We start from the raw sequence: 14671 nt of genomic DNA on the forward strand, positions 1-14671 counted from the left end.
ATCACGTTTATATGCCTCCTCCTTATTGCTAATGACCTGCGCTTTCACTACAATAAGGGTATTGTCATGCAGCGCCAAGGGGGATTCAATAAACATGGAAGCTATAAATGAAAAAGTCGCATATGAGAACCCATTGCTGTCGCTGCGCATTTTCCAAACGGTGCGCAATCTTGATGGATTTACGAACTGGCATTATCATAAGCAGCTTGAGCTGTTGCTCATTTTGGAAGGTAATTTGGACATCTATGTGGATGAAGAGTGCTTCCATCTTGCGCCCGGAGACGTGGTCCTGATCGGGGCATCCGAGCTGCACCGCGATCGCAGCCATAGCACGCTCGATTATATCGTGCTCCAATTTGATCTTGAGCCCTTCTTTGATCAAAGCACGATTCCTTATATGCGTTATTTCTCAGAGACGCAGCTGCCGCTGAGCAAAGCCAACTATATTTTTGCGGAAAATAGTTCGGTTAAGCAGCAGACCGCATCATGCATTCAGCAAATATTAAATGAGGCGACCCACAAGGAAACCGGCTATGAGCTGGCCGTCAGCGTGCTTATTAAGCAAATATTGCTTCTGCTGCTGCGCCACGACAGCCGTAAGGTGCTGATCGAGCAGGATAACTTCGACCGCATACGCCTAAAGCCCGTGCTGGACTATATCGAAAATCATTTGACCGATCGGATTCAGGTCGAAGAGGTTTGCAAAATCGCCAATATGAGCTATTACTATTTCGTCAAATATTTTAAGAAAACGATTGGCTTATCGTTTACGGAATATGTAAACTATCGCAAAGTCAAATGGGCGGAGCGGATTTTGCTGACGAAGGATTTAAGCATTTCGGAGGTTGGCGAACGAATCGGGATGCCGAATATGGCTCATTTTTATAAAATGTTCAAAAAATACAACGACTGCTCGCCGAAGCAATTCCAGCGTAAAATGCTCGTGTGGAACAGGCAATAGCCAGCTTCAATGATTAAAAAAAGCTCGTCCGCCCTATAACTTCGGGGTAACGAGCTTTTTTGGCATAACGAGTTTGTAGCCGACGCCGCGAATGGATTCAATTTGGACCGATTGCTGCCCAAGCTCCAGCTTCTTCCTTAGCGAGCTCACATGAACGTCAACCGTACGCTGGCCGCCGATATAATCGAAGCCCCATACGACATTCATCAGATCATCCCGAGTAATAACCATGCCCGGACGCTGCACAAGATAGAGCAATACTTCGAACTCCTTCGGTCTAAGCGGGATGGCATCTCCGTTTAAAATAACCTCATACTTCTCCGGATAAATCGATAGGTCTCCGGCAGTGATAACCTTCTCCGTTGATTCAATCGGCTTGCTGTCGTCCAGCTGTGTCCGGCGCAGCACCGCAGATACGCGTGCAAGCAGCTCGGCAACGCCAAATGGCTTCGTAATATAATCGTCTGCGCCATGTTTCAAGCCTTGCACGACTTCTTCCTCTGCATTGCGGGCCGTCAAAATAATGACTGGCGTTCTGACGCCGTTCTGGCGAAGGCGGTTCAATATTTCGAAGCCGTTCATGCCAGGCAGCATGATGTCCAGAATGACCAAATCGAAATTGCGCTGCAATGCGGCTTGCAAGCCTTCCCCGCCATGATCGATAACGGTCGTTTCATAGCCCTCTTGGGTCAAGTTGTACGACAATAGTCTCGCTAATGTCGGTTCATCTTCAATGACGAGCACTTTATGCGACATGTTACCTCCACTCCAACCTAGCGAATAGCAGCGTTATTCACGCTGCGTCCGCTTATTTATAGCTTTGCTTTTAAAGCTAGTTTATCATGGTTTCGTAAAGAATAGGTAAATCTTTTTTTCTATTGCAGGACAGGCAGCTCGATTGTGAACGTTGAACCGACTCCCACAGCGCTTGTTACGGATATCGTTCCCTTATGCAGCTCTACGAGATGCTTGACGATGGAGAGGCCAAGCCCCGTCCCGCCTGAGCTTCTCGAGCGTGCTTTGTCCACACGGTAAAAACGTTCGAATATGCGCGGCAAATCCTTTTTCGGAATGCCGATGCCGGAATCCGTAATTTGGATGCGAATGTGATCATCGCCCAGCCCTTCAACCTTAAGCGATACTTTTCCGCCCTCCGGCGTATAATTAATGCCATTGGAGAGCAGATTCATAATAATTTGCCGCAGTCGATCCTCATCGGCTTCAACATAAAGGCCCGGCTCGATATTCATCGTAAGCTCGATGTTTTTGCGGGAGGCTTCCGATTCCATAAGCCTGATCGATTTTTCTACGAAGCTGTCCACTTCGACCGGCGAGAATACGAGCGGCACGCGGCGCGACTCGATTTTGGACAGTTCCAGAATGTCTCCGATCAACCGGTTAAGGCGATCGCTCTCATCGAAGATGATTTGCAAAAACGAACGGGCCGTTTCTTCATCATTGACCGCGCCGCCTAGCAGCGTCTCTGCAAAACCTTTGACAGCCGTGATCGGCGTCTTCAGCTCATGCGATACGTTAGCGACAAACTCGCTGCGCATCCGCTCCAGCCTGCGGATTGCCGATACGTCCTGCAGGACGAGCAGCACGCCGGAGAACTCATTGCCCTCTGGATGAATCGGCACGAGGTTAAGCTCAAGCAGCCTCTCCTCCGGAAAATAAAACGTGATCTCCTCACGCAAATGCTGCTTGCTCTTTAATCCCTCTTGAATCATTTGCGACAGCTCGTATTGCTGCTTAGCTTCCGCATAATGGCGTCCGACCAGCTCGCGGGCAGAGAAGCCAAGCACTTCCTCGGCACGCCTGTTCATCAGCACGATTTTGCCGCCGCGGTCAATCATCACGATGCCGTTAATCATATTATCAAGCACGCTCTCGAGCTGATTCTCGTTTTGCTGAATGCGCGTCATTTGCACCTGAAGGCTGTCAGCCATCGCATTAATAGCGTTGCCAAGCTCGCCGATTTCATCCTGCTTCGTCACCTTCACTCGCGCGCGGTAATCCATGTTTTTAATTCGTTTTGCAACCTTCGTAATTTGCTCCAGCGGCCTAGTCAAGCCTAAAGCAAGGCGGTAGCTGATAATTGCTGCGATCAAGAAGAGCACAAGCAGGCCTGCCATAAGGCCCATCGTCAAGTTGCGGATGCTGTTTTCAACCTCTTTCAAGCTCATGGCAAGACGAATAACATCCGGTGCTTGATCCGGGATAACCTGAACCGGAATGGCGACATACATCATATTTTGCTTAACGGTTTCGCTAGCACGAATCGCTCTGCCGGTGCCTGACTTTAACGCTTCCTCTACTTCAATTCGACTAAGATGGTTGTCCATATATCTAGGGTCCCCATCCGAATCGCCAAGAACTACACCGTCATTGCGAATAAAGGTTACGCGTGCGCCCGTATAACGCTTAAGCTCCTTTGCCTCTTCCGAATAATAGTCAAATAACGAAGATAATTCGCCTGATTTCCATTCCATCTTTGCCGAAATAATTTGCATCTCGCGAACCATATTGTCTTCAAGCGCGTTTATATGGTTTTGATTAAACGTTTTGACCATAAATAAGCCTGCTGCACTCACTGATAATGCGATCATCGCGATCATAATAAGCGTCAGCCTAGTGCGAAAGCTGTTCATCCGGTTCACTCCCTATGTTTGGTCAGGCCTACACCCTTTTGACGGTGCGTTTACATACATCGTTTATCGTACATGCGGCACTGTACTTTCGCTAGACTTGTTTTTATTAAGTTTTTGTAAAACGTAATGGTGCACCGTGGCGAACGGCTGTTGAATTAGAATCGATAATACGACGGGAACAGCTGCAAGCGGGCTGAAATAGCCAAGCGCGAGCACGATGCCAAGCGAAATATTGCGCATGCCGGTCGCATAAGACACGGTCACCTGCTGCTCGTTATTGCGAAGATACGCCGTTCCGATATAACCGAGGGCATAACATAAGCCAACCAGCACGACAACTAGCGGAACGAGCAGCAGCATATCCTGCTTCAGCTTATCCAGATGCGGCGCGATCGCCGATGCGTTCAGCGATACCACGGCTACGAAGCAAAGCTTGGACAGCGGCGATGTGTACGGCTGAACGACTTGCTGAATGCGGCCTCGGCTCATTTGATTAAGCGCGACGCCGATAATGGTAGGAAGCACGATTATGACAAGCAAATCAATAATGATAGGTCCCGCCTTCACATTAACCGATGAGTCAAAAAACAGATGAATGCCGGCCGGCACTACAAGCGGACTAAGCGCCGAATCGAGTACGACCATTGCCAGCATAAGCGGAACGCTGCCGCCTGACATCCCTACCCAGAGAACCGTCGAGACGCCGATGGGAATAATCGTAAACAGAACAAGCCCGACGACATATGGTGAATCCGCTCCGAATACGAGGGCACCAAGTCCGTAGGCAGCTAGCGGAGACAACACGTGAGCGATCACGAAGGTGAGCACCATCACGCCCGGCCTTTTCATCACGATACGCAATTGCCCGAGGCCGCAGCCGATCGCCATCGTTAACGTTATATAGGCAAATAAATAAGGGACTGATTTAATAAAAGGCTGCAGCTGCGAAGCAAATATAAAACCGAGTATCAAGGAACTCGGAATAATGATAAACATCCATCGTTCAAAATGCCGGTTAAAAGCCAATCCAAATTCACGCATGTTATTCTCCTCATTTGCCTCATCTAGTCGTTTTTGTACATAAGCTTTATAATAACATAGACATTCCTGTACAGTAACGATAACGATGAATTCATGCTGGCAAAGGAGATAACGATGAAAAACGGCAAGTTCACCAACACGATCATCCGTATGCAATACGTGCCAAGGTGGAGCGAATACGCGCCTCGTTTCGAGGACAATGCTTCCACGCATAGCTTTAGATGTGCCGCCTTGTCCATTCTTATCGGTATCATTGAAGAGAAAGTGTGCAATGAGCCGATCGACAAATTGAAGCTGCTCGCCAGAAGTTTATGGGGCGATTTAAATAACACGGGGACAGGCTCCATTAAGCACGTCACCAAGAAGGAATCGCTCGTCATGAATCATATCCGCGACTTCGAGAAGGAGCTGAGCAAGGAGATCGTCTCCTATCTCTCGAAGTCTCTTCAGCCGCAGGCATATGATTATATCGTAAATGCTCAGGATGACACGCATATCGGGCGATTGGTCGATGCCATCGATACGCTGGATGCTTACCTGTATTGTCACCGGGAATCCAGATACGATACGAACCCTTTCTTTCATGCGAAACATCAGGAGCTTAGGCAGACTCTGCTTGATACGAAGCTCGAATCTATGGAATGGCTGCTGAACGAGTATGACAAGCAGGACGGCTTTTATGAATTCATCCAATACATCGTCAATTTGGACACGGTAAAACGGTGGAACGGCAGCTATAACCTCGTTCCGGACAATGATGCAACCCATTCCTTCCGCGTAGCCTCGCTTGCTTTGTTTAATGGCTTACTCGAAATCGAGCGCTTCGGCAGCACGAACATCGATCTTTATAAGCTGCTCGCCAAAGCAACGCTGCATGATTTGCCCGAGGCGTTGTCCGGCGATGTCGTATCGAATTTCAAGCATAACAATCCAGACATCAAGCATGCGTTCGAGCAGTATGAGAAGGAAACCGCGCGGTTTATGATCAATAAGCTGCCGTCGCTCTTTCACGAGGACATGATCGAATTTATCGCGCACAGCAAATCCGATGATTATATCGGCGAAATGGTCGATATTGCAGACAAGCTGGATGCCTTGATCAAGGCTAGCCTGGAGATGCGCAACAACCCTCATTACGCGGACACCTATTATCACCAGCTCGTCAAAATCCAGCATCGCTACGAGAATCCTTGCGTTATTTTTTTTCTGGCCTATATATTGCATGATTTGACCTATTCGAATCTGATTGGACAATAGCTGCAACACTCACCAAACATGAAAAAGACCGCGAGTATCATTCACTCGCAGTCTAACATCCTTATTCGTATACATTAGCTGTCGGCGGCTGCGTTCCAGCCAAATGGATACGCCGCCGATATCTCAAGCGGCAGCTTCCCTATCGGATTTATGTCGCCCAGCAACGCTTTCGCTGCTGCCGCAAGCGCAAGCGGCCTGCATTCATAGACAGCAACATAAGCTTTCACCTCGGGATAAAGCAGCAAATCCAGCGGATTCCGAACCGAGATGGCTACCGTACGCTCCGGCGCCAGCTTGACAACCTCACGCGCAATATCGCGCTCTAACGGATGTTTGGAGGCATCGTAGGTAACAACGATAATTTGGGCGAAGCGATCCAAATCCGCAAGCGGGTTGTCGCTGTTCATCCGCCGCTCCACCACATTAGCCCCGTACTCGCCGAGGAATTGGCCTAAAGAACCGTCACCGGATAGCATCTCATCCGCTACCGATACGGGAACAATGTCCGGCCATAGCACAAGCGTGCTTTCGCTGCGGCTCAAAGGCAGCAATCCGCCATCATTTTTCACCAGCGTAACGGAAGCTTCGCTCCATCTTCTCGCTACTGCTTTGTTTGCCTCCGTACCGATTATTGGCTCAACCTGCTCCCACGCCTTCAAAGATTCATCAAGCTCAAGCTTCACCTTAAGCGACATAATCCGGTCAAGCGCCTCATCAATGCGCGCTTCGGAAAGCTCACCCTTCTCTACAGCAGCAATAACCGCTTCCAGAGCAGCCCATTGCTTCTCAAACGTGTGGCTAATAAGCACCATGTCCGCTCCTGCTTGTAGCGCTTTGATCGCTCCTTGCGCTGGCCCATAGTTTTTGTCGATCGCATCCATCTCCAGGCAGTCGGTAACGACAATGCCCTCATAACCAAGCTCCTTGCGCAGCAAGCCCGTAATGACCGGCTCGGACAACGTCGAAGGAACGCCTGTTGGATCAAGCGCCGGCAAGCACACATGCGCGGTCATAATGCAGTCCGTGCCTGCTTTTATCGCAGCTCTGAAAGGTTTCAGCTCAATCGCTTCCAGCCGCTCGCGGCCATGGAGAAGAATTGGCAGTGCATGATGAGAATCAACCGCGGTGTCGCCATGTCCCGGAAAATGCTTAACCGTCGCAGCTACCCGCGCTGACTGATAGCCAAGTACGGCTGCCGCTCCAAGCTCAGATACAACATCCGAACGGTCGCTGTACGACCGAACGTTAATGACAGGATTGTCCGGATTGTTATTCACGTCGATACAGGGCGCGTAATTCATCGTCACGCCAAGCTGGCGCAGCTCCTCGCCGCATACGCGCGCCGTTTCTCTTGCGCCTTCCGCAAGTCCGGCCGCTCCAATCGCCATATTGCCCGGCATAAGCGTAACGCCGTCAACCAAGCGCGCCACCATCCCGCCTTCCTGATCAATGGCGACGAACAAGGGCGGCTGGCCTGCATTTTTCGCAATGCTCTGAAGCTCGCCGCTAAGCTTATGTACCTGCTTCGCATCCTTCACGTTGCGAGAGAAATAAATGGTGCCGCCAATGCCATTTGCTTCAATTAACCGTTTAATTTGCTCGGTCGGCTCATAGCCGTGGAAACCGAATACAAATAGTTGACCAATTTTTTTATTCAGGCTCCAGCTTTGCCATTCACGCTGTATCGTCATTTCTTACCCCGTCCTCCCAATGATTGAACTTTGATCTAAGCGGTTGTTAGTTATTTCCAATATTATCTTGCCGCCTGCTGCGGAAGTCCGTTGGATTCTCGCCCGTATATTTCATAAACACCTTCGTAAAATAACGCCGCTCCGCATACCCGACTTCCTTCGCGATCTGCGCTACGCTCTTTGGCGTATCCGCCAGCATCGCCTTCGCACGCTCCATCCGCTGCCGCGTAACATATTCAATGAACGTTTCTCCGAACGTTTGTTTAAACAATAGACTGAAATAAGAAGTGCTTAATCCGACATGCGTTGCCGTTTCCTCCACGCTAAGATCACGATACAGGTTGCGATCCAGAAACGCTTTAGCCTCGGTCATCGAACGCTCCGACTGCTTCTTCTTATCCATCGACTTTTCTGAAACCGCGTTTGTCACCTGACGGATAACCGACAGCAAATCCTTGATTCCGAAGCGGCGATCCAGCCTGCGCCACAGCATATCCTCCTGCTCACGCGTGAATACCCCCATTTCCTTCATTTCCCGCATGAGATGCAGGACGAAGAAATGTAACAGCGGTTTAACTCGGTTAAGCGAAGGCTCGTTCATTCGCTGGAGCAGCTCGGTAATGCTATTGAGCTCTATATCGACAGCTTTTGTGTCTCCGCGCTTAACGGCTCCAATAATTTTTTCTGCCGTTTCCCAAAACGCTTGATCCGCTTGCGATGATTTTTGCTGATCGGATGGATAGATCGCAATGCTGTCATGCTCCGGCGTAATTTGCATGCCCTGCTGAACTTGCTTATAAGCGTGAGACAAATCGGCAACCGCTGCAAATTCCCGATAAATGCCTGCAAACAAAGACAGCTTTACATGGCTTTTTATCGCGGTGAGCAGCATATCAGCCCAATCGTTTATGAGCGTTAAGTCAAATTCAGCTGTTTTTTCAACTTCGATAAGGACGCACCATTCGCCATCGCGAATTTGAATGACGGCATGATGCAGCCCGTTTTGCTGCAGCTTCTCGCGAAGGACGTTACATACGGCAAAGTTCCACAGCTTCCGCTCCTTGTCCGACCAATCGCGCCAATCTCTCGTTTTCTCGGAGCTGACATCAAGATCAAGCACAATTAAGACGAACTGCTGCTGTTTCAGCTGCTGCTCATCTCCGGTCAATAGCCAGTTATCCGCGGTAACATCGGTGTAATCCATGATGATATCGTATAAAATCTTTTCACTGGCCAGATCAATCATTCGGCCAAGCTTCTGCTTCTCCTCTTGCAGCTGCTTTTGTTTACTCCGCTGGCTCGACATCACTCTGGCAATGACGCCCGTTAATTCATCGTACGGAATGGGCTTTAGTATATAATCATTGACGCCGAATTGAATAGCCGTTCGCGTATACGCAAAATCCTGATACCCCGACAGCATAATAATGTCGCAGGCCATCTCTTTCTCACGGATATGACGCACTAGCTCCAAACCGTCCATTACTGGCATCCTAATATCGCACAGCAATAAATCGAAGGTTTGATTCTCCATCAACTCCAATGCTTCAACGCCGTTTTTGGCCGTTCCTCCAACAGTAAGTCCAAGCATTTCCCAGGGAATAACTTTTTCCAGATTTCTCGTAATATGCGCTTCATCATCGACTAGGAGAACCTTACCGGTCATAGCTGATCACCTCTGCTCTTCGGAATAACACAACGAATAACGGTACCGCTGCCCTCTTGGCTGCAAATCCACATGCCATAAGCAGGGCCATAATGAATGCGAAGGCGATCGGCCACATTTCGCAGGCCAAGCCCTCTTCTTTCGCCCATCTCTACAGCATTTGGCTGCTTGCTGGAAGGATTCAAACCATTCGCCAGCTTAGTTAATACGCTGGAACTCATCCCAAGTCCGTTGTCACGGACCATAATGACGATGCTGTGGCGCTGGGCGGTTACATCTATCGTAATGACGCCCTGCCCATCCTCATAGCCGTCAAAACCGTGCTGGATGCTGTTTTCTACCAAGGGCTGCAGCGTCAGCTTTAATATGGAATAATCAAGCGCCTCTTCTTGAACGTTGAGCTCATAGCTGAATAGCTCCTCGAAGCGGTACTTCTGAATTTCCAAATAACTGCGCACATGCTCGATTTCTTGGTTTATTCTTATTTCTTCCGAATGATGCATGCTCGTGCGGAGCAAATTGCTTAATCTGCGTACCATTAACATAATCTTGGCGCCTTCGTTTTGCGCAGCTAGCGCATTAATCGACTCCAGCGTATTAAATAGGAAATGCGGCTTGATTTGAGCCTGCATCAGCATCATCTCCGCATGCTGCTTGCGGGCCTGCTCCGTACGTACCTCGCTGAGCAGATTCCCGATCCGCTCCACCATGCTGTTGAAGCTGTTCGCAAGCAGGACGGTTTCGTCCTTGCCCTGCGCAGTAACGCGAATGTCGAGCAAGCCTTGCTCGACCAGTCTCATTTTGCGGACAACCTTGATGATCGATTTGGCTACACGGTTCACGAAGAAGACGTTGAAGAGTACCGCCGATAACAACCCAAGCACGGTAATCATCCCAATCCATTGCACGAACCGCACATTCTCATTCGTTAGCGAATCCCAAGGCTTCACCGATACAAGAATCCATTCGTTGCGATCGAGCTGATAAGAGGAAACCAAACTATCGATACCCTCGAACTTTACTCTGGAGCTCATATAGTTATCCGTTTGCTGTGGAAGCGCGTCCGTTTGTTCATTAATGTTATGGCCGTCAAATTCACTGCTGCTGTCCAGCATAATAAGGCCAGACTTGTTCACGATAAGATACCTTGTCTCAGCCGCGTCCGCCTTCGGATTTTGAAACGCTTTGAGCATGCTCGAAATCTCTTCCGTCTTATACTGCGTAATCATGACGCCAAGATCGTTAAACGACTCGATATCCTTTACGACGCGCATTTGCGTAAAGAGCGGCGGCTCAACGCCAGTCAGCTCCCGCTGCTCGTACGGGCCGATCCATAGCGGTCGTCCGCCAAGCGCCATCACTTCTTTGTAAGTGGAATGCGCCTTCAGCATATCAAACGAAATCGGCTTGAATGTCGTTGGGTCGTTGCGATAAGAGCGGAACATCGTACCGTCCTTCGCATACATGACGACGAAGCTTACGGCGGGATGCTGAAACAAGATCCGTTTCATTTCTTTCTCCGCTTGGTTGATCGCGATGAGCGTACTGGCGTCATTAGACGTATACGAGCTGTATTTGAGCGTATCCTGCACCTCCGAACTTGTCAGATTGCCGTCGGAGAGCTGATCCAGCTCGCGAAAAAAGTAACGAATGTTGCCTCCTACCGCCTTGAGCGAAATTTCCGTTTGCTCGCTATATTTTTTCTCGAGCAGCGTCTCTGAATTTAGGAAAGAGAATATGCCGAGGCCAATCATCGGAATGATAATTAGACATATGAAAGCAAGCATCAATTTCGGTCTCAAGTTCATCTGGTAGACTCCTTTTTCTATTTACCCTTTTACGCTGCCCGCCGTCATGCCTTCAATGATTTGGCGCTGCAAGAACATATACACGACTAGAACCGGAATGATGCTTATGATGACCGCTGCGGAGAGCGATGCAAAGTTAGTGCGGTAACCATCATTAAAGGTAGCCATGCCGGTAGGCAGCGTTTTGAGCGATTCAGACGTTATGAATAACTGGGATAAAATATATTCGTTCCAATTGGAAATAAAATTTAAAATAAATACGGTTACAAGCGCCGGCAAGGAGATCGGAATGATCACTTTGAAAAACAATCCCGTCGCGCCAAGCCCGTCCACAATGCCCGCTTCTTCCAATTCATTAGGAATCGATAGCATAAAAGCATATATAATAAACACGGTAATTGGCAAAGCATAAGTGCAGTATACCAAAATTAGCGACCAATGCGTATCATATAATGGCTGTCCGAACAACTTAATGCCTTGAACCAAACGGTACAGCGGAATAAACAAAGCACCCGGAGGCACGATAAGACCAAGCAAAATAAATTGGTAAATCGCTTTGTTCGTTTTCTTGTATTTCATGCGCGCGATTGCAAACGAAGTCATCGCTGCGAAGAGCAGCGTAAGCACACATGCGATTACCGTTACAAAGGTGCTGTTCCAAGCATATTTTCCGATATTCGCGGTTTGCCATGCGGCAACATAGTTGTCAAAATTAAAGCTGGTTGGCAGTGCCCATGTATTGACTGTGATCTCACGATTCGTTTTGAAGGAAGACATGAAAAGCCACAGCAAAGGGAAGAGCAATACGATTACATAACCAAATAAAAAAGTATGCATCCACCATTGTGAGTTACCGGAACGTTTCATCAGTATTGCACCTCCTCGCTTTTCGTGATGCGTTGCAAAATGCCAGTAAGCACTAAAATAATAATGAACATCGCTACCCCGATCGCGCTGCCATAACCAAGCTCAAGCGAACGGAAGCCTACTTTAAGCATGTATGTCGACATAACCTCCGTGGATTGGAACGGACCGCCATTCGTCATAATTTGTACGATATCAAGCACCTTCATCGTTCCCGAAACGGTGAGCAGCAGCATAACGAACAGGATAGGTCTGACGAGAGGAAGCGTAATAGACCATGTTTCTTGCCAGCCGTTAACGCCATCGAGCTTGGAAGCTTCGACGATCTCTTTCGGAATGTTTAGAATAGCCGCCAAACATAATACAATGAAGAAGCCGATATTTTGCCAAGCGTTTGCAATTAGAATCGAAAGCATGGCAAGCTTCGGATCGGACAACCATTCACGCGCCCAGCTCTCTGGTGCAACCAGTCGAATAAACTGATTGATCATACCGGAATCATAGTTGTAGAGCACGCCGAACAAAATCGCTACTGTAGCCGTCGAGATCACAACCGGCACGAATACGGCCGATTTGTAAAAGTCGCGCATCCGTCTAACTTTACTGATAATTATCGAAATCAAGAAGACGAGCGGAATGTTCACAATTAAGGAAAAAGCCATAAAGTAAAAGTTGTTCAAAAGCGCTTTTCTAAAAACCTCATCCTGCCACAGTCTCGTAAAGTTATCGAATCCGATAAATACCTTCTCGGTAATGCCGTCCCAACGAAAGAAGCCATAAAAGAACGAAACGATGACCGGATAAACAAAAAATAAAGCGTATAATGCAAGCGTCGGAATAATGAACGCCACGTAAGTAATTGGATTTTTGAGAGCTCTGTTCATAATGTCCTCCTTTTATCCTGGCGTTAAAAAGGGTGTCCTCCTGGAAGGAAGGACACCCTCTCGCCCATCAGGAACGATTGTAATGTCATGCAATTACTTCGCTGCGTTAGCCTTGTCTTGCGACGCTTGAATTTTTGCTGCTACTTTTTCCGGTGTCGTCACTTTACCGATCAACTCTTGGATACCAACGTTAACGTCAGCGCCTACAGCTGGTTGAACGATTGCATCATAAGCTTTCCAAGAAGAAGAAGCGTTAGCCATTACAGTCAAAATTTCAGTTGTAAGCGGGTCTACGCCGGACAGATCGCTAAGCTTCATCGAAGGAAGCAATTTGTCTTCAACCAATGTGCGTTTTTGTACTTCTTCCGTGTAGAAGTTAGCGATAAATTTCTTAGCTGCCGCTACTTGATCTTCATTTAGGTTTGCAGAGAAACCAAAGCCGTTTGAGTAGGAAGCATTGATGGAGGTTTGGTCGCCTGCGCCGCCATCGATGGACGGGAATGCGAAGTAACCGATTTGGCCTTTCAATTCGCCTGCTTCGTCGCCGGAGAAGCGGTTAGCATCCCAAGTTCCTGTGAACACCATAGCCGCTTTGCCGGATAGCAATTGTGCGCCTTGATCAGCGTAAGCAAGGCCAAGCGCGCCTTTTGTAAAGTAATCTTTGTTCACGAGCTCTGCATAGGAAGCAAACCCTTTAACGAAGTTCTCGTCTGTCCATTTCGCTTCGCCGGATACCACCTTGCTGAATGCATCGATGCCAACGTTGCGCTCCATAACTGTGTTCCACAACATCCCGTTAACCCAGCCGTCTTTTGCAGCCAAACCGAATGGCGTGTAACCGGCAGCTTTAATTTTTTCGGAGATTTCAAGCAATTGCGCCCAAGTCGTGGGAATTTCCAAGCCTAGCTCAGTGAAGATTTTTTTATTGTAGAAAATCGCTTCGCTGTATCCGCCGAAAGGAAGGCCGTATACTTTACCGTCAACTGTGAACTCATCCAAGCTTGCAAACTTGTCTTTAAGGCCAAGCTCATCAATGATTGGAGTCAAGTCCAGCATGCGGTTCGCTTTTACATAAAGATTAAGGTCAGCGCCGCCGAATACTTCGAAAATATCAGGAGGGTTGCCGGCAGCCATTTCAGCTTTCAGCTTTTGATCGCGGTTAACGATCTCGTCAATGCCTTCTAGCTTGAACGTAAGGCCTTTGTTTTCTTCCTGTGTTTTGGCAACGACATCTTCTAGAATTTGCAAACGAGTTTTGCTCGTTTCTTTAATTTGTGTATGGCGCAAAGACAAGGTAACGTCCTTAGCTTCTGCAGGTGCGTCTGTAGTCTCGGCAGGTGTATTTGTACTGTTTGTACCTGCGTTTTTGTTCGTCCCTGCATTGTTGTTAGCACCGCATGCCGTCGCGACCAGCATGATCGATACTAAAAGGGTGGCAAGTAGAGTGTGTTTCTTTTTCATTGGGAAGACCTCCTCGTTTATGGTGCTGCTTGTTTGCCTCGCATCCTTATTATAGTCGCCTTTGAACAATGGTTAGGAGGTCCAAATAACGACGAGTTAGGGATACTATCCTCTTATTTGGGATTGGAGGGATAAAAATTTAAAGCCCGCCGGGTTACTTTTCCCGACAGGCTATGTCATGTAGTTAGTCTTATATTAACGCATGTCGAGCGTTATTTGTTTAACCGCGTCATAAAATCTTCGCCATTCGGTGCTCGCGCCCTCATTCTGGCCATTTCCCAGCGGCGTTTCCTCAACTGCATGTGAGGTTTGAGCGGATTGATTCGCTTTTGCCGTTTCGAGCATTAATTTTTCCTGTTTGGCACGGATGCTGCCGTCTGTCATTTA

At 48.3% G+C, this 14671-nt stretch carries 12 protein-coding genes; 2 read left to right on the plus strand and 10 right to left on the minus strand.

The features are described from left to right. Positions 1–94 precede the first annotated feature (94 nt). Complete coding sequence (locus tag A7975_RS13720) at positions 95–961, plus strand: AraC family transcriptional regulator (protein ID WP_053377252.1); 867 nt, start codon at positions 95–97, stop codon at positions 959–961. Positions 962–994: 33 nt separating this feature from the next. Here the strand turns inward: A7975_RS13720 and A7975_RS13725 are convergent, their stop codons facing one another. The 3 genes from A7975_RS13725 to A7975_RS13735 all read right to left on the minus strand — a co-directional run bounded on the left by A7975_RS13725 (position 995) and on the right by A7975_RS13735 (position 4653). Then, positions 995–1717 carry a response regulator transcription factor gene (locus A7975_RS13725; RefSeq protein WP_053377253.1) on the minus strand — a complete coding sequence of 241 codons (723 nt, stop codon included), beginning with the start codon at positions 1715–1717 and terminating at the stop codon, positions 995–997. Positions 1718–1836: 119 nt separating this feature from the next. Further along, positions 1837–3612, minus strand: coding sequence for a two-component system histidine kinase PnpS (pnpS, locus tag A7975_RS13730; protein ID WP_065385453.1), 1776 nt, complete (start codon positions 3610–3612; stop codon positions 1837–1839). Positions 3613–3675: 63 nt separating this feature from the next. Beyond that, entirely contained in the window at positions 3676–4653 is a 978-nt protein-coding gene (locus tag A7975_RS13735) for a bile acid:sodium symporter family protein (RefSeq protein ID WP_065385454.1), read from the minus strand. Between the two features lie 114 nt (positions 4654–4767). Between A7975_RS13735 and A7975_RS13740 the strand changes: the two genes are divergently transcribed. Next, positions 4768–5910, plus strand: coding sequence for a YfbR-like 5'-deoxynucleotidase (locus A7975_RS13740; RefSeq protein WP_053377256.1), 1143 nt, complete (start codon positions 4768–4770; stop codon positions 5908–5910). A gap of 74 nt (positions 5911–5984) precedes the next feature. Here A7975_RS13740 and A7975_RS13745 read toward each other — a convergent pair whose 3' ends face one another. The 7 genes from A7975_RS13745 to A7975_RS13775 all read right to left on the minus strand — a co-directional run bounded on the left by A7975_RS13745 (position 5985) and on the right by A7975_RS13775 (position 14668). Beyond that, complete coding sequence (locus tag A7975_RS13745; RefSeq protein WP_065385455.1) at positions 5985–7601, minus strand: glycoside hydrolase family 3 protein; 1617 nt, start codon at positions 7599–7601, stop codon at positions 5985–5987. Between the two features lie 46 nt (positions 7602–7647). Then, a complete protein-coding gene (locus tag A7975_RS13750) occupies positions 7648–9267 on the minus strand; it encodes a response regulator transcription factor (RefSeq protein ID WP_053377258.1) in 1620 nt (539 codons plus the stop codon). Then, entirely contained in the window at positions 9264–11075 is a 1812-nt protein-coding gene (locus tag A7975_RS13755; RefSeq protein ID WP_065385456.1) for a cache domain-containing sensor histidine kinase, read from the minus strand. The genes A7975_RS13750 and A7975_RS13755 overlap by 4 nt, the downstream gene beginning before the upstream one ends. A gap of 21 nt (positions 11076–11096) precedes the next feature. After that, positions 11097–11942 (minus strand): carbohydrate ABC transporter permease, encoded by an 846-nt coding sequence (locus A7975_RS13760; protein WP_063846123.1) that lies wholly within the window; start codon positions 11940–11942, stop codon positions 11097–11099. Beyond that, positions 11942–12823: a carbohydrate ABC transporter permease gene (locus tag A7975_RS13765; RefSeq protein ID WP_065385457.1), complete on the minus strand. Its 882-nt coding sequence runs from the start codon at positions 12821–12823 to the stop codon at positions 11942–11944. The genes A7975_RS13760 and A7975_RS13765 overlap by 1 nt, the downstream gene beginning before the upstream one ends. A 93-nt stretch (positions 12824–12916) precedes the next feature. Further along, positions 12917–14284 (minus strand): extracellular solute-binding protein, encoded by a 1368-nt coding sequence (locus A7975_RS13770; protein ID WP_053377261.1) that lies wholly within the window; start codon positions 14282–14284, stop codon positions 12917–12919. A 195-nt stretch (positions 14285–14479) separates the two neighbouring features. After that, positions 14480–14668 carry a hypothetical protein gene (locus A7975_RS13775; protein WP_053377262.1) on the minus strand — a complete coding sequence of 63 codons (189 nt, stop codon included), beginning with the start codon at positions 14666–14668 and terminating at the stop codon, positions 14480–14482. Between the last annotated feature and the right edge of the window lie 3 nt (positions 14669–14671).

Origin of the sequence: Bacillus sp. FJAT-26390, assembly GCF_001682865.1 — a bacterium.
In the GTDB taxonomy this organism is placed as follows: domain Bacteria; phylum Bacillota; class Bacilli; order Paenibacillales; family Paenibacillaceae; genus Pristimantibacillus.